Annotated in this window: 16 protein-coding genes; 4 read left to right on the plus strand and 12 right to left on the minus strand. The window is 72.5% G+C overall.

All coding sequences use genetic code 11. From position 1 onward, the window contains the following. Positions 1-83 precede the first annotated feature (83 nt). From ACFVYE_RS20475 to ACFVYE_RS20505, 7 genes are all read right to left on the minus strand, one after another. The gene (locus ACFVYE_RS20475; protein WP_383958369.1) at positions 84-263 is read right to left on the minus strand and encodes a hypothetical protein; all 180 of its coding nucleotides are present in this window, start codon (positions 261-263) and stop codon (positions 84-86) included. A gap of 61 nt (positions 264-324) precedes the next feature. Next, positions 325-903, minus strand: a complete 579-nt coding sequence (locus ACFVYE_RS20480; RefSeq protein ID WP_383958531.1) for a hypothetical protein — start codon at positions 901-903, stop codon at positions 325-327. A gap of 138 nt (positions 904-1,041) precedes the next feature. Beyond that, positions 1,042-1,839 carry a type III pantothenate kinase gene (locus tag ACFVYE_RS20485; RefSeq protein ID WP_114245204.1) on the minus strand — a complete coding sequence of 266 codons (798 nt, stop codon included), beginning with the start codon at positions 1,837-1,839 and terminating at the stop codon, positions 1,042-1,044. After that, positions 1,839-2,882: a carboxylating nicotinate-nucleotide diphosphorylase gene (nadC, locus tag ACFVYE_RS20490; protein WP_389606733.1), complete on the minus strand. Its 1,044-nt coding sequence runs from the start codon at positions 2,880-2,882 to the stop codon at positions 1,839-1,841. Before nadC ends, ACFVYE_RS20485 begins: the two co-directional genes overlap by 1 nt. A 2-nt stretch (positions 2,883-2,884) precedes the next feature. Then, positions 2,885-4,630 carry an L-aspartate oxidase gene (locus tag ACFVYE_RS20495; protein WP_389606735.1) on the minus strand — a complete coding sequence of 582 codons (1,746 nt, stop codon included), beginning with the start codon at positions 4,628-4,630 and terminating at the stop codon, positions 2,885-2,887. Then, positions 4,627-5,715: a pantoate--beta-alanine ligase gene (gene panC / locus ACFVYE_RS20500; protein ID WP_389606737.1), complete on the minus strand. Its 1,089-nt coding sequence runs from the start codon at positions 5,713-5,715 to the stop codon at positions 4,627-4,629. The genes ACFVYE_RS20495 and panC overlap by 4 nt, the downstream gene beginning before the upstream one ends. After that, positions 5,712-6,662, minus strand: a complete 951-nt coding sequence (locus tag ACFVYE_RS20505; RefSeq protein ID WP_383958378.1) for a Rossmann-like and DUF2520 domain-containing protein — start codon at positions 6,660-6,662, stop codon at positions 5,712-5,714. Before ACFVYE_RS20505 ends, panC begins: the two co-directional genes overlap by 4 nt. 199 nt (positions 6,663-6,861) lie before the next feature. Here ACFVYE_RS20505 and ACFVYE_RS20510 point away from each other — a divergent pair, with 199 nt between their 5' ends. Continuing rightward, positions 6,862-8,124, plus strand: coding sequence for a threonine aldolase family protein (locus tag ACFVYE_RS20510; RefSeq protein WP_389606803.1), 1,263 nt, complete (start codon positions 6,862-6,864; stop codon positions 8,122-8,124). A gap of 71 nt (positions 8,125-8,195) precedes the next feature. Here ACFVYE_RS20510 and ACFVYE_RS20515 read toward each other — a convergent pair whose 3' ends face one another. Continuing rightward, positions 8,196-8,456: a hypothetical protein gene (locus ACFVYE_RS20515; RefSeq protein ID WP_383958380.1), complete on the minus strand. Its 261-nt coding sequence runs from the start codon at positions 8,454-8,456 to the stop codon at positions 8,196-8,198. A 105-nt stretch (positions 8,457-8,561) separates the two neighbouring features. Between ACFVYE_RS20515 and ACFVYE_RS20520 the strand changes: the two genes are divergently transcribed. Further along, a complete protein-coding gene (locus tag ACFVYE_RS20520) occupies positions 8,562-9,674 on the plus strand; it encodes a DUF5937 family protein (protein ID WP_383958535.1) in 1,113 nt (370 codons plus the stop codon). 12 nt (positions 9,675-9,686) lie between these two features. Here the strand turns inward: ACFVYE_RS20520 and ACFVYE_RS20525 are convergent, their stop codons facing one another. Genes ACFVYE_RS20525 through ACFVYE_RS20535 form a run of 3 tightly spaced genes read right to left on the minus strand, consistent with a single transcriptional unit; the run spans position 9,687 to position 12,223 of the window. Beyond that, positions 9,687-10,295: an AAA family ATPase gene (locus ACFVYE_RS20525; RefSeq protein WP_383958382.1), complete on the minus strand. Its 609-nt coding sequence runs from the start codon at positions 10,293-10,295 to the stop codon at positions 9,687-9,689. Between the two features lie 3 nt (positions 10,296-10,298). Next, positions 10,299-10,976 (minus strand): response regulator, encoded by a 678-nt coding sequence (locus ACFVYE_RS20530; protein WP_383958384.1) that lies wholly within the window; start codon positions 10,974-10,976, stop codon positions 10,299-10,301. A 44-nt stretch (positions 10,977-11,020) separates the two neighbouring features. Continuing rightward, entirely contained in the window at positions 11,021-12,223 is a 1,203-nt protein-coding gene (locus ACFVYE_RS20535) for a sensor histidine kinase (protein ID WP_389606740.1), read from the minus strand. Between the two features lie 96 nt (positions 12,224-12,319). On the opposite strand from ACFVYE_RS20535, the gene ACFVYE_RS20540 reads away from it, so the two are divergent. Together ACFVYE_RS20540 and ACFVYE_RS20545 are read left to right on the plus strand one after the other, a co-directional pair. Further along, on the plus strand, positions 12,320-13,303 hold the full coding sequence (locus tag ACFVYE_RS20540; protein WP_389606742.1) for an SAM-dependent methyltransferase: 984 nt from the start codon (positions 12,320-12,322) through the stop codon (positions 13,301-13,303). A gap of 121 nt (positions 13,304-13,424) precedes the next feature. Next, a complete protein-coding gene (locus ACFVYE_RS20545) occupies positions 13,425-14,567 on the plus strand; it encodes an NADH-quinone oxidoreductase subunit D (protein ID WP_327274501.1) in 1,143 nt (380 codons plus the stop codon). Between the two features lie 37 nt (positions 14,568-14,604). Here ACFVYE_RS20545 and ACFVYE_RS20550 read toward each other — a convergent pair whose 3' ends face one another. Next, positions 14,605-15,615 (minus strand): hypothetical protein, encoded by a 1,011-nt coding sequence (locus tag ACFVYE_RS20550; RefSeq protein ID WP_389606745.1) that lies wholly within the window; start codon positions 15,613-15,615, stop codon positions 14,605-14,607. Between the last annotated feature and the right edge of the window lie 89 nt (positions 15,616-15,704).

Consider the following 15,704-nt stretch of genomic DNA (forward strand, 5'->3'; position numbering starts at 1 on the left):
AATGCTCGGCTATTTACGCAGCGAAAGGGCGCACGACTCTTGACAAGTCGTGCGCCCTTCACGTGCTGCGAGGTCCGGGGAAGTCAGACGCCGTCGGTACGCGGCGTCTGCTGGACCGAATCGGCGCGGCTGATCGCCATGTCCACGGCCGCGTCCTCCTTGGCCTTGTTGGGACCGCCCTGGCTCTTGACGATCGTCACGACGAGGCCGATGAAGAAGGCGGCCATCACCACGGGGGGCACGAGCGCGGATACGTAGTCCATGGCATCCAGAGTAGCGAGGCCGGCACCGACTTCCGCGCGCCCCCTCCGCGTTGCGGCGCGGCTATCCCGCGGCCCACTGCTGCGGTGGCGGGACCGGACGGCGGGGCGGGAAGACCTCCGAGGGCTTCGGCGCCGGGCGCTCGGACGGCGGGGCCGGCCGGGGCGGGGCCGCCGGGGTCTTCGGCCGTTCGGGTTCGGCGTCGGCGACCCGGCCGCCGGGCAGGGCAAGGAGCCGGCTGCGGGGTGCGGGGGCCGCCGACGGTGCGGAACGTCCGGCGAGGCGGGCCCGTACCGATCGCTCCGCGAGCGCCTGGCAGCGCTCCAGTAGCGCGGCGGCCACGGGTCTGTGGCGCAGGGCGCGCAGCGCGGCGAGGTCATCGGGACGGGGGTCGTATCCGCCCGCCAGGGCGTCCTGGAGAAGCTCCAGATAGCCGCTGACGGAGCCGGGGAGGGCGTCGCGGTAGCGGACGAGGTCGGCGAGGAGGAACGTGCGCAGCCGTCCCGCCTCGCCGACCGCCTCGTCCACGGCGCCTGCCAGCCGCAGGCAGTCCTGGACGTCCTCGTCGGGCAGGGGCGTGGGGTGAAGGGCGATGGCGAGGGCGCGTCGGAGCACACGCAGCTCGTCCGCGCTGAACGCCATACCGCCGCGTGATCCGTAAGGCGTGGGCATGACGCGACAATACGTGCTAAATGGACAAAATCGGCTTAACTGGCCGTTGACGGCGCGGCGGCGGCCCCCGTTCCGCCGAACCGTTCCCGCAGGTACGCCCCGCACCCGCTACATCCGGGACACGTTCCGCTCGTACACCAGACGCAGACCGATGAGGGTGAGCCAGGGCTCGTGCTCGTCGATGACGGAGGACTCGCCCAACACCATCGGCGCAAGGCCGCCCGTCGCGATGACGGTGACGTCGTCGGGGTCGGCCGCCAGCTCCTTCTTCATCCGTGCGACAACACCGTCGACCTGGCCCGCGAAGCCGTAGATGATGCCCGACTGCATCGCCTCGACCGTGTTCTTGCCGATCACGCTGCGCGGCCGGGCCAGCTCGATCTTGCGGAGCTGGGCACCCTTGACGCCCAGTGCCTCGACCGAGATCTCGATGCCGGGGGCGATGACACCGCCGGTGTACTCGCCGCGGGCGGAGACCGCGTCGAAGGTGGTGGCCGTGCCGAAGTCGACGACGATCGCCGGACCGCCGTACAGGTCGACGGCGGCGACCGCGTTGATGATGCGGTCCGCGCCGACCTCCTTCGGGTTGTCCATCAGGATCGGCACCCCGGTCTTGATGCCCGGCTCTACGAGGACCGCGGGGACGTCGCCGTAGTAACGGCGGGTCACCTCGCGCAGCTCGTGCAGGACGGCCGGGACCGTGGAACAGATCGCGATGCCCTCGATGCCGTCGCCCAGTTCCTCGCCGAGCAGCGGGTGCATGCCCATCAGGCCCTGGAGCAGCACCGCGAGCTCGTCCGCGGTGCGGCGGGCGTCGGTGGAGATCCGCCAGTGCTCGACGATCTCCTCACCGTCGAACAGGCCGAGGACGGTGTGGGTGTTGCCGACGTCGATGGTGAGCAGCATCAGACGCCGGCCCCGTCGGTGTCGCGGAAGTCCAGGCCGATGTCGAGGATCGGCGAGGAGTGGGTGAGCGCGCCGACCGCCAGGTAGTCGACGCCCGCTTCCGCGTAGGCGCGTGCGGTGTCGAGGGAGAGCCGGCCGGAGGACTCCAGGACCGCGCGGCCGCCGACCAGGGCAACCGCCTCGGCCGTCTGCAGCGGGGTGAAGTTGTCCAGCAGGATCAGGTCGGCGCCCGCGTCGAGGACCTCTCGGACCTGCTGCAGGGTGTCGACCTCGACCTCGATCGGTACGTCCGGGAACTCATCGTGTACGCGCTTGAAGGCTTCGGCCACGCCGCCCGCCGCGACGACGTGGTTGTCCTTGACCAGCGCCGCGTCCGACAGCGACATGCGGTGGTTGACACCGCCGCCGCAGCGCACCGCGTACTTCTCCATGGCGCGCAGGCCCGGGGTGGTCTTGCGGGTGTCGCGGACCTTGGCCTTCGTGCCTTCGAGCACATCGGCCCAGGCACGGGTGGCGGTCGCGATGCCGGAGAGCCTGCACAGCAGGTTGAGCGCGCTGCGCTCGCCGGTGAGCAGGTCACGGGTGCGGGTGGTGACGGTCAGCAGCTTCTGGCCGGGGGCGACGCGGTCGCCGTCCTCGACATGGCGCTCGACCGCGAACTCGTCCGTGCAGACGATCGACAGAACGGCCTCGGCGACGCGCAGACCGGCCACGACGCCCGCCTCACGGGCGGTGAAGTCGCCGGTGGCCACGGCGTCCTCGGAAACGGTCGCGACGGTGGTGACGTCGACACCGCCGTCGAGGTCCTCCTCGATGGCGACGTGCGCGACGTCCTCGACCTGGACCGGGTCCAGGCCCGCGTCGGCGAGGAGCTGGGCGAGGTCGGGGTCGAGGCCGCACTCCAGGGGGTCGAGCTCGTAGAACTCGTCCCCGCCGCAGCCGCAGCCGTCCCCGCAGCCGCCCGCGGACGGTGCGGGCGCGCCGATCTGGATCAGCGGTACGTCCACGGGTGTGGGGCGCGGATTCTCTTCGGGCGTGCTCACGGTTACGGCTCCTCGGTGACATCGGCGGGGTGAATCAGTGGTGCTGCTGCTGCGCAGTCTGGTGCCTGCGTCGGGCGTACGGGCCCGAATGCCTCGGTCTCCGTCCGACGGAGGACCGGTTGACGCTCCGGGGTGAGCCGGACGACGAGGTGGCGGCGCCAGTTCTCGTCGTCGCGCTCGGGCCGGTCCTCGCGCCAGTGGCAGCCGCGGGTCTCCTCGCGCCGGCGGGCGGCGGCGACCAGGACGCGTGAGACGAGGAGCAGGTTGGTGGCCTCCCACGCCTCGACACCGGGCACCGCGACCTTGGGCTCGGCAGCCCCGGCGGCCTCGGCGGCGCTGTTGTGCAGGGCCTCCAGCTCCTCGGCGGCGGCGGCCAGGCTCTCGGCGGAGCGGAGGACTCCGGCGCCCCGGGTCATGATCCGCTGGATCGTGGCGCGTGCCTCGGGGGCGAGCAGCGGCGAGGGGGCGGGAAGGGTGCCGGTGGTCGCGGCGCCCGCGCTGGGCCGGTCCTCGACGATGTCCGCCGCGATGCGCTCGGCGAAGACGAGGCCCTCCAGGAGGGAGTTGGACGCCAGCCGGTTCGCGCCGTGCACGCCGGTGCAGGCGACCTCGCCGCAGGCGTACAGGCCGGGCACGGTCGTACGTCCCCGCAGGTCGGTGCGGATGCCGCCGGAGGCGTAGTGCGCGGCGGGGGCGACCGGGACGGGTTCGGTGACCGGGTCGATGCCGTGGGCGCGGCAGGCCGCCAGGATGGTGGGGAAGCGCTGTTCCCACATCCGGGCGCCGAAGTGGCGGGCGTCGAGATACATGTGCTCGGTGCCGTGCAGCTGCATCTGGCGCGTGATGGCCTTGGCGACGATGTCGCGCGGGGCCAGTTCCGCCAGTTCGTGCTGCCCGGCCATGAAGCGCGTACCGGACGCGTCGACGAGATGGGCGCCCTCGCCCCGTACCGCCTCCGACACCAGGGGCTGCTGGCCCTCGGAGCCGGCGCCGAGGAAGAGGACCGTCGGGTGGAACTGGACGAATTCGAGGTCGGAGACCTCCGCACCGGCCCGCAGCGCCAGGGCCACGCCGTCGCCCGTGGAGACCGCCGGGTTGGTGGTGGCGGAGAAGACCTGGCCCATGCCGCCGGTGGCGAGGACCACCGCGGGGGCGCGGACCGCGCCGACACCGTCGTGCTGGCCCTCGCCCATGACGTGCAGGGTGACGCCCGCCGTACGGCCTTCGGCATCCGTCAGGAGGTCCAGGACCAGGGCGTTCTCGACGGTGTGCAGGGCGGCTTCGCGGACCGCTTCGACCAGGGCGCGGGAGATCTCGGCACCCGTCGCGTCACCGCCCGCGTGGGCGATACGGCGGCGGTGGTGGCCGCCCTCGCGGGCCAGCGCGATGTCGCCGCTGTCCGTGGTGTCGAAGTGGGCGCCGGTATCGATCAGCCGGCGCACGGCGTCGGGGCCCTCGGTGACCAGGGTCCGTACCGCGGCCTCGTCGCACAGGCCCGCGCCCGCGACCAGGGTGTCGTCCAGATGCTGCTCGGGGGTGTCGCCGTCGCCTAGGGCAGCCGCGATGCCGCCCTGCGCCCAGCGGGTGGAGCCGTCGTCGAGTCGGGCCTTGGTGACCACGACGGTGGCAAGGCCCGCGGCTGCGCAGCGCAGCGCGGTGGTGAGACCGGCCACGCCGGAGCCGACCACCACGACGTCGGCGTCGATGGACCAGCCGGGGGCGGGGGCGGTCAGCCGTATTCCGGTCACGTGGTGGCTCCGAAGGTCAGCGGGATGTTGTCGATGAGGCGGGTCTTGCCGACCTTCGCGGCGATGGCGAGGATCGCGTCACCGGTGGTGCGGTCGTCGGGGATCTCGGTGAAGTCGGCCGGGTCCACGAGCGCGAGGTAGTCCAGGGCGAGCGGCGGCTGTTCGGCGGCCGCGTCGTCGAGGATCAACTGCGCCGCGGCGCGTACCGCCGCGGGTCCGTCCACGGGGCGGGCCAGCGCCACCGCCTGGGTGTCGGCGGCCGCCCGGGTCTCACCGAGCGCGGTGAGCGCGGCGGCCCTGCCGGTGGTCGCCGCGGTGGTCTGCGCGCGGGCGTGCAGCGCCTGCTGGGCGGCGAGCCTGTCCCGCGCGGCGAACAGGGCCCGGGACAGGGCGAGGGCGGTGTGCCGTTCCTCGGCGTCCAGGAAGCGGTTGCGGCTGGAGAGCGCGAGGCCGTCCGGTTCGCGGACCGTCTCCACGCCGACGATCTCCACGGGGAAGTTCAGATCGCGCACCATGCGATGGATCAGTGCCAGCTGCTGGGCGTCCTTCTGCCCGAAGAACGCGGCATCGGGGCGGGTGAGGTGCAGCATCTTGGCGACGACGGTGAGCATCCCGTCGAAGTGCCCGGGGCGGGAGACGCCTTCGAGCCGCTCGCCCATGGGGCCCGCCGAGATCCGGACCTGCGGTTCGCCGCCGGGGTAGACCTCGTCGACGGACGGTGCGAAGACCGCGTCCGCCCCGGCGGCGCCGGCCACGGCGAGATCGGCGTCGAGGGTACGGGGGTAACGCTCCAGGTCGGCGGCCTCGCCGAACTGGAGCGGGTTGACGAAGACGGTGACGACGACCTGGCCGTCCGTGCCCGCGGCCGCACGTGCGGTACGGATCAGGGTGGCGTGGCCCTCGTGCAGGGCGCCCATGGTCATGACGACAGCCCGCTGCCCCTTGAGGGGGGCGAACGCGGCGAGTTCGGCGGCCGTACGGAGAAGGGTGGCCGCGGGGGCGGTGCCGGGTGTGCGGGGCGGGGCGGCGGTGTGGGACGTACCGGACGCGCCGGGCCTGCCGGTCCTGCCGGTCCTGTTTGTCATCGGGACTCCTGTGATCCGGTGCCGCCCGTGGTGCCGGCGCCGTCGGCCAGGACTCCGAGCAGGTCCTCGGCCAGCTCCGGCTTGAGCATGCCGTGGGCGAGTGCACGGTCGGCGGTGGCGCGGGCCATCGCGACATAGCCGGCCACGGCCTGCGGAGCGTGCCTGCGCAGCTCGCCGATGTGCGCGGCGACCGTGCCGGCGTCGCCGCGGGCCACGGGGCCGGTCAGCGCGGCATCGCCGGAGCGCAGGGCGTTGTCGAGCGCGGCGCCCAGGAGCGGGCCGAGCATCCGGTCGGGGGCGGCGACCCCGGCCGTACGCAACAGCTCCATCGACTGGGCGACCAGGGTGACCAGGTGGTTCGCGCCGAGGGCGAGCGCCGCGTGGTAGAGCGGGCGGGACTCCTCCGCGATCCATTCGGGCTCGCCGCCCATCTCGATGACCAGCGCCTCGGCCGCGAGTCGCAGTTCCTCGGGGGCGGTCACGCCGAAGGAGCAGCCGGCCAGCCGCTGGACGTCGACCGAGGTGCCGGTGAACGTCATCGCCGGGTGCAGGGCGAGCGGCAGGGCGCCGGCCCGCAGAGCCGGGTCCAGCACCTTCGTCCCGTAACGCCCCGATGTGTGGACGATCAGCTGCCCCGGCCGCACGGCGCCGGTCTCGGCGAGGCCCTCGACCAGGCCGGGCAGGGCGTCGTCGGGAACGGTCAGCAGCACCAGCTCGGCGCGTGCGAGGACTTCGGCGGGCGGCACCAGCGGTACGTCGGGGAGCAGGGCGGCAGCCCTGCGCACGGACGCGTCGGAGACGCCCGACACGGCTACCGGCCGATGCCCGGCGAGCTGCAGGGACGCGGCGAGAGCGGGGCCGACGCGGCCCGCGCCCACGACGCCGACCGTGAGGCGGGCGGGGCGGTCCCTCGCGTCGAGGGGCTCCTTGGGGGCTGTTGCATTCACGCGGCGGTGGCCTTCCGTTCCAGTCCGCGGGGGGTACCGGACGATTTCTCTGCATGCTACGCCAGCGTTTCGTCCTGACTCCTGGCTGTCCACAGCCTGTGGGAAAAGTCTGGGCGGGGGCGCGGCCCGAGGCCCGGGTGAACCCGGAAATCGTTCGGGCCCGAGCTGCGCTCTGCGTGATGATCGTCCCATGACAGACATGGCAGAAACGGACGAGCAGGCACGACAGCAGCAGGCGCAGGACGGGGCGCGGAGCGACGCTCAGGAGCCGGAGCGGTCGAAGGAGGACGTGCAGTCGAAGGAGGACGCGCAGTCGAAGGAGGACGCGCAGCGGCTGCGCAGGACAAATGCCTGGCGCGCGGCCGAGCGGGTCCTGATCACGCCGCCCGTGTACCGCTCGCTCGGTGAACGGCTGGCCGCGCTTGCGGCGGGGGCCGGATCGGTCACCGATCCGGACCTCCCGGTGGACATCTACGGCGATGGCGTCGTCGCCGAGCTGGAGGGGCGCATCGCGGGGCTGCTGGGCATGGAGGCCGCCGCGTTCTTCCCGACGGGGACGATGGCCCAGCAGGTCGCGCTGCGGTGCTGGGCCGGGCGGACCGGCAATTCCACGGTGGCGCTGCATCCCCTGGCGCACCCCGAGGTGCACGAGCGCGGCGCGCTCGGGGCGGTGAGCGGGCTGCGTACCGTCCATCCGACATCCGAGCCCCGGCTGCCCACGGCGCAGGAGATCCGTGACTTCGCCGAGCCGTTCGGCACGATGATGCTGGAGCTGCCGTTGCGCGATGCCGGTTTCGTCCTGCCGGCATGGGAGGAGCTGGAGGCCGTGGTGGCGTCCGCGCGGGAACGCGATGCAGTGGTGCACTTCGACGGCGCGCGACTGTGGGAGTGCGCCCCCCATTTCGGGCGGGAGCTGTCGGAGATCGCGGCGCTCGCGGACAGTGTGTACGTGTCGTTCTACAAGACCCTCGGCGGAATCTCCGGGGCCGCGCTGGCCGGTCCCGAGTCGCTGATCGAGGAGGCCCGCACCTGGCGTCACCGGTACGGCGGGCAGCTCTTCCAGCAGTTCCCTGCGGCACTCGCCGCCCTGATCGGCCTGGAGCAGGAGCTGCCGCAGCTGCCGTCGTACGTGGCACAGGCGAAGGTGGTGGCCGGGGCGATGGCCGAGGGCTTCTCGGCGGCGGGCGTCGGGTGGTTCCGGGTGCATCCGGAGCCGCCGCACACGCACCAGTTCCAGGTGTGGCTGCCGTACGAGGCGGAAGTCCTGGCGGAGGCGTCGGTGCGGCAGGCGGAGGAGACGGGCGTGGCGCTCTTCCGCGTCTGGCACCCCGCAGCTGCCGGACCGCCCGGAGTGTCGTTCACCGAGGTCACAGTGGGACGGGAAGGGCTGGAGTGGACGGCGGGGGATGTACGGGCGGCGGTGGGGGAGTTCGTGAAGCGGCTGGCTTGGTATTGGGCTTAGCGGGGGTTGGCCGGGCCGGCCGGGGGGTGCCGGACACGTGCCCCCGGAGTTCCGCCCGGACGGTTCCGTCCTCACACACCGGACGGGCTGGAGTTGCCGCATCGGCTGGGGACGCCGGGCCGGGCGGTGCGGTGGCGTCGGGTGAACAGGGCCCGTAGCGCCGTCCGCCAGCGGCGGCGCGCCGGGCGGCCCGCGATCACCGCGTCGAAGCGGCGCCGGTCGCGTGCCTCGCGCACCACCCCCCAGTCGTGCCGACCCGGCAGTGGGGGCGGCAGTTCCCCGTGCTGAGCTGCGCGGTAGCTGTCGATCATGTGCTGCTGAATGGCGTCCATGGCCTCAGCGTGAGCCTGTCCCGGCCGACCCGGCCCGTCGATTGACGACCACCGTCAAACGGCGCGTGGCCTGCTGCGCGCACCCCGCACTATGGAGGGGTGAGCGTGCACATCGACATCGCGGGGCTGGCGCCCGAGCGCATCGTTTTCGAGACCTCCCCCCTCGCCGAGCTGGGGCTGGCCCTGCACGCCCTCTCCGAGCCGGGGCACCACCCGGGCCTGCACGGCTGGGCGACGGCGACCGCCAGCGCGCTGGAGCCCGATCTCGCCGACCGGCTGCACGAGGCCGACTTCCTGTGGCGCCACACGTTCTCGGACGTCTTCATGCCGTTCGCCGGGGTCCGTGGCGGCAACGGCAGGACGGGAGCGAATCTCGCCGAGGACCTGGACATCCTCGACCGGCTCGACGACGAACGGTTCGTCTCCGCCGCCCTGGAATTCACCTGCCACAGCCTGTACGGGACGGGAGCACCCTCGCCGCTCAGCGACGCCACGATGCGCGCCCGCGCCCTGGACATGGCGGCGACGCGCGGCCCGCACCAGGTGGAGTTCACCAAGCAACTGCTGGCCGACCCCATCTCCGTACGCCGCTGGATCCGGCGCCTGTTCGAGGACTGCGACCAGGCGTTCTTCGCCGACACCTGGCGGCGGGTGCAGGTCCAGCTGGTCGCCGACGCCCGGCACAAGACGGATCTGCTGCGGCGCAAGGGGCTCGGCGAGGCGGTGGGCGCGGTGTCCCCGGCCCTGTCGCTCGACGAGGCCGGGACCCGGATCAGCGCCGACAAGCTGACCGAGGGCCGGACCGACGCGGCCGACCCCGCCGTGGGCCCCGGGCTCACCCTCATCCCGTCCACCTTCGGCTGGCCGCACCTGAATCTGCTGCACGCGCCGGGCTGGCGTCCGGTGATCCATTACCCGGTGCACCACCCCGAGCTGCCCTCCCCCGCCTCCGTGGAACTGCTCCAACTGCGCATGGAGGCGCTGGCCCACCCGATGCGGATGCGCCTGTGCCGCCACCTCGCCCGATCCGCGCACACGACCGGTGAACTCGCCGACACGCACGGCATCACGGCGCCCGAGGTCTCCCGGCATCTCGCGGTGCTGAAGAAGGCCGGCCTGGTCACCACGCGGCGGCGCGGCCGGTACGTGCTGCACCAGCTGAACCTGACCCTGGTGGCACGGCTCGGCAGCGACTTCCTGGAGGGCATCCTGCGCTGAGCCGTGGCCGGTTCAGTCGAAGCGGATGTGCTTGATCCCCGTCCAGGTACGCCGCACCCGGTGCCGCAGCGCGCTGTCCCTGTCCGGCAGCACGGTCAGCCCCGCCGATCCGGCGATCCTGTCGGCGACCTGCGGGATCGTCAGCCGGTCGGTGCGGAGGTGCTCGGCGAACTCCGGCTCCGCGAGCCGCTCCAGGCAGTGATCCAGCTTCCGCACGGCGAAACTCTCCCGCTTGAGCCCGCGCCCGAGCCCCCGTTCGCTCAGCCGGCGCAGCACCGTGGCCCGCTCGGCGAGCAGCGCGAAGTGGTGCACCGAGTGCCCGTCGTCGCGCAGTCGCCCGATGATCTCGGCGAAATAGCCGGGGTCGACGAGCGTCATCGGGACGATCACCGGCCCCGGATGACCCCGCAACGCCATTTCCAGTACCTCGCGAACGCCGTCGCGCCAGGCCGTCAGATCCTGGAAATCACCGCGCAGTGCGGGCGGCAGCATCCGGTGCAGCCCAAACCCGACGTGCTCGGGGTCGCAGACCACGCTGCCGGGCAGCCGCCGATTCAGCTCATACGCCGTTTGCGTCTTGCCGCCGCCGAACGGTCCGTTGATCCAGAGCAGCGCGCCCACGGGTCAGCCCACCCCGCCGCCGCCGGCCCGGACCAGCCCCGTCTCGTACGCGAGGACGACGACCTGCACCCGGTCGCGCAGGCTCAGCTTGGTGAGGATGCGGCCCACGTGCGTCTTCACGGTCGCCTCGGAGAGCACCAGGCGGGCCGCGATCTCGCCGTTCGACAGGCCCTGCGCGACCAGCAGCATCACTTCGCGTTCGCGTTCGGTGAGCTTGCCGATGCCCTTGTGCTGCGGTTCGCTGTTGCCGCTCGGCAGCATCGGTGAGAAGCGGTCGAGCAGCCGGCGGGTGGTGGACGGGGCGACGACGGCGTCGCCGCTGTGCACGGAGCGAATGGCGGCGAGCAGTTCGGCGGGCGGCACATCCTTGAGCATGAAGCCGCTGGCCCCGGCCTTCAGCCCGGAGAAGGCGTACTCGTCGAGGTCGAACGTGGTCAGGATGAGAACCTTGGGGGCTTCCGGCTGGGCACAGATGCGACTGGTGGCCTCGACGCCGTCCAGCCTCGGCATCCGGACATCCATCAGCACCACGTCGACGGCGGTGGCGCGCAGGATCTCGATCGCCTCCGCCCCGTCGCCGGCCTCGGCCACGACCTCCATGTCCGGCTGGGCGGCGAGCACCATCCGGAAGCCGGTGCGCAGCAGCACCTGATCGTCGACGAGCATCACGCGGATGGCCATGAGGTGTCCTGTCTCCTGTCTGTCCTGCAAAAAAATCCGAAGACCTAGTGGGCCGGCTTGAGCGGTAGCAGCGCGCTGATCCGGAACCCGCCGCCGGGCCGCGGCCCGGCGTCCAGCGTGCCGCCGACCATGCCGACCCGCTCGCGCATACCGATCATTCCGTGGCCCGCGCCGTCGGCGCCGCCGTCCTCGTACAGCTCGTGCGCCGCGCCCCGCCCGTCGTCCTCGACCAGCAGCCCGAGCCCGTCGTCGAAGTAGACCAGCCGCACACTGGCCCCGGCGTCCGGGCCACCGTGCTTGCGGGTGTTGGTCAGGGCCTCCTGCACGATGCGGTACGCGGTCAGCTCGACCCCGCTGGGCAGCGGGCGAGGCGTGCCTTCGATCTTGAAGTCGACGGTCAGTCCGGTCTGTCTGACCTGCTCGATCAGGACCTCGATCTGGTCCACATCGGGCTGCGGGACATACTCCCCGCTCTCCTTCGCGTCGCCGGTCCGCAGCACCCCGAGCAGCCGCCGCATCTCGGCGAGGGCCTGCCTGCCGGTGCTGGAGATGGTCTCCAGGGCCTGCCGGGTCTGGTCGGGGGCCGCGTCCATGACGTACGCCGCACCGTCGGCCTGCACCACCATCACGGAGACGTTGTGCGCGACGACATCGTGGAGTTCGCGGGCGATACGGGCCCGCTCGGCAGCCACCGCGACCTTCGACTGCGCCTCTCGCTCCCGCTCCAGCCGGGCTGCGCGCTCCTCCAGCTGGCTGAAGTAGGCGCGCCGGGTCCGCATCGAGTCGCCGAGCACCCAGGCGAGCACGAACGGCACGGTCATCACGACGACGACGAAGACCTGCTGGGGCCAGCTGTTCTGCGGTACGTCCTGCGGCCAGCGCAGCTGGGAGACCCCGGCCGCGCTCAGGCTGCAGACCAGTGCGAGCCGGGACGCCCAGCGTTCCCCCAGGGCGGCCACGGTGAAGACGATCACCAGCATCGCGAAGTTCGCGACGCCCGGCTTGACCCCGGACACCAACTGCGCGACGCCCATCGCGACGGCGAGCAGCAGCATCTTCTCCGGCGCGCGCCGGCGCAACGCGACGACGGTGCAGAGGCCGACGACGATCAGCAGGGCAGCGAGCCGCTCACCGGTGCTGTCCGCATGCGCCACCATGGACAGGCCGGAGAGCCCGAGGAGGAAGACAGCCCAGAAGCTGTCGACGCCCGTCGGGTGTCTGCGGATGAAGTCGTAGAGGCGCTGCACGTAACCCAGCGTAGGGACAGGCGGGAGGTGCATGGGTCAGCCGAAGGGCCGATCCAGCTGCTGGGACCGTACTCCCCAAGGTGGAGACTTGGAAACGTGACGGATGAGTGGCGTGGGTGGCAGGAGGCGGCAGAGACCGCTTTGTACGGAGACGGGGGGTTCTACCGGAGCCCCGAGGGACCGGCGGGCCACTTCCGTACCTCCGTCCACGCATCCCCGCTGTTCGCCTCCGCCGTCGCCCGGCTGCTGGTCGGGACGGCACGGGAGCTGGGCACGGACTCGGTCGACCTGGTGGACCTGGGGGCGGGGCGGGGCGAACTGCTGACGGGGGTGCTGGCGGCGCTGCCGGCCGTGGGCGCCGACGGCCTCGCCGTACGGGCGTACGCCGTGGAGATCGCCGCCCGCCCGGCCGGTCTGGACACCAGGGTCGAGTGGTGCGCCGAACCGCCGCAGAGGACGCACGGTCTGCTGTTCGCCAACGAGTGGCTGGACAACGTCCCGACCGACGTCGCCGAGACCGACGCGGACGGTGTCGACCGGTATGTCCTCGTCCGGACGGCGGACGGTACGGAACGGCTGGGCGAGCCGGTGACCGGGGCGGACGCCGAGTGGCTGCGCCGCTGGTGGCCGTCGGCCGGACCGGGCAGCCGCGCGGAGATCGGCCGGCCGCGCGACGAGGCCTGGGCACGGGCGGTGTCCACGCTGTCCGGGGGACTCGCGGTGGCGGTGGACTACGCCCACGTAAGGGAGGCCAGGCCTCCCTTCGGCACGCTGACCGGCTTCCGGTCCGGCCGCGAGGTGCGGCCGGTGCCGGACGGCAGCTGCGACCTCACCTCGCACGTGGCGCTGGACGCGTGCGCGGCGGCGGTGGACGCCGGGGCCGGCGCGCCGCCCGAGGTACTGACGCAACGCGAGGCGCTGCACCACCTCGGCATCAACGGCGAGCGCCCACCACTGACCCTGGCGTCGACCGACCCGGCCGGATACGTACGGGCCCTCGCCTCGGCGGGCGAGGCAGCGGAACTGACGGCCCGGGGCGGCCTGGGCGACTTCGGCTGGCTGATGCAGCGGCGGGGCTGAGGACCCAGCCCCGCCGGCGCATGAGGCGCGGACTCCGGAGGCCGAGCGAAATCCGGCCCCTCCGGCGATTGAGGCGCGGGGCCCGGGGCGGAGCCCCGGACGCTCAGGGAATACTGGCCGTATGACGGAGACGACAGTCGGCATCGGCGGCGCAGCGGAGAGCACCGACATGGTGCTCAACATCGGCCCCCAGCACCCCTCCACCCATGGCGTGCTCCGTCTGCGTATCGTCCTCGACGGCGAACGCATCCAGCACGCCGAACCGGTCATCGGTTACATGCACCGCGGCGCGGAGAAGCTGTTCGAGGCCCGCGACTACCGGCAGATCGTGATGCTCGCCAACCGCCACGACTGGCTGTCGGCGTTCTCCAACGAGCTGGGCGTCGTGATGGCCGTCGAGCGCATGCTCGGCATGGAGGTCCCGGAACGCGCGGTCTGGACGCGCACCCTGCTCGCCGAGCTGAACCGGGTCCTGAACCATCTGATGTTCCTCGGTTCGTACCCGCTCGAACTCGGCGGGATCACCCCGGTGTTCTACGCCTTCCGCGAGCGCGAGGAACTCCAGGCCGTGATGGAAGAGGTCTCCGGCGGCCGGATGCACTACATGTTCAACCGGGTCGGCGGCCTCAAGGAGGACCTCCCGGCGGGCTGGCTCGGCCGCGCCCGGGACGCCGTCGCCTCGGTCCGGTCCCGGATGGACGTGTACGACGACCTGGTGCTCGGCAACGAGATCTTCCGGGGCCGTACCCGAGGTGTCGGCGTGCTGTCCGCCGACACCGTGCACGCGTACGGGGTGTCCGGGCCGATCGCCCGTGCCTCGGGGGTCGACTTCGATCTGCGCCGCGACGAGCCGTATCTCGCGTACGGGGAGCTCCAGGACACACTCAAGGTCGTCACCCGCACCGAGGGCGATTGCCTCGCCCGCTTCGAGTGCCTGCTGGAGCAGACGCACAACGCTCTGGATCTGGCGGACGCCTGCCTGGACCGGATGGCCGGCCTCGCGCCCGGCCCCATCAACCAGCGGCTGCCAAAGGTGCTGAAGGCCCCCGAGGGTCACACCTACGCCTGGACCGAGAACCCGCTCGGCATCAACGGCTACTACCTGGTGTCCAAGGGCGAGAAGACCCCGTACCGGCTGAAGCTCCGATCTGCCTCGTACAACAACATCCAGGCGCTCACCGAGCTCCTGCCGGGCACGCTGGTCGCCGACATGGTGGCGATCCTGGGCTCGCTCTTCTTCGTCGTCGGCGACATCGACAAGTAGGCCGGCACCCGGACCGACCCGCGCAGCGCCTGCGCGCCTACGAGATCGCGCTGCGCAGCTCCGCCACGTCCAGCTGCTCGGTCTCGTCGTGCGCGGTCAGGTCGATGACCTTGCCGACGGCCCGGTTCTCGGCCGTGCCCGTGCGGTGCGCGGCCAGTGCCTCCTCGCCCACCACGTCCGCGAGGTCCTCGTTCTGCACCGACTCGATCGCGGCGCGCGCCTTCTGCGTACCGAAGAAGTCGAAGCTGCCCTGCGGCACCAGATGGCGGCGGGACGCCGCGTACGGAGCGATGGCGCTGGCGGCCGGCACGGTGCGCGCCGCGGGCAGCGCGGCGGCCGGCCGGGTCGCGGGAAGGGCGGTCGGCGGGCGGAGGTGCTGCGCCCCGGACGCGTCCGCGGCCGCCGCGTGCTTCCCCTGCCGCTCCTCCGCCTCCCGGGCCCGCTCCGCGAGATCCCGCTTCCTGGCCTGCTCGGCGGTACGGCGCGCCTCCTGGAGTGCCCCGTTGCGCGAGAGGTCCTCCAGCGCCTGGGCGGCACGCAGATAGGCGGCCGGTGTCGGTGTGCTGCGTGCGGCGGGCAGCTCCCGGGGCGCGGCGGCTTCGAGCGCGAGCTGCCTGCGGCCCTCCAGCGCGCTGGCCCGCTCGGTCTCGGCGTTGGCGTACCGCCGAAGCAGCGCGGCGTGCTCCCCGCGCAGACCGGCGAGCTCCACCCGCTTGCGGCGCAGCTTCGTCTCCAGCCGTACGCGCAGCTCCCGCGACTCCTCCAGGTCGGCCTCGAACTCGGCCATGCGCTCTTCGGCCCGCCATTCGTCGCCGGCCCGGGCACGCGTCAGCTCCGCGACACGACGGCCCGCTTCCCGGTCCCAGCTGCGCATCAGATACGCACCGGTCACGGCAGCGGCCGCCGCGGCGGCCACCAGACCGCGCAGGACCAGGGGCTCGGCGAGCAGCCAGGCGCCCGCGGCACAGAGGACCGAGACTCCGACGACGGCCGAAGACGGAAGGATTCTGTGCAGAGGTGGCGAATGGCGATGACGTCCACGTGGCATGGCCTGAAATTTACAGTGCGTACGGGGTGCTTGGGGGGCCGCCCGCCAATCTGTTCCCTGCCGGTTACCTGACGGCCCCTTATCCCCCC

Source organism: Streptomyces sp. NPDC058239, assembly GCF_042882185.1.
GTDB lineage: Bacteria > Actinomycetota > Actinomycetes > Streptomycetales > Streptomycetaceae > Streptomyces.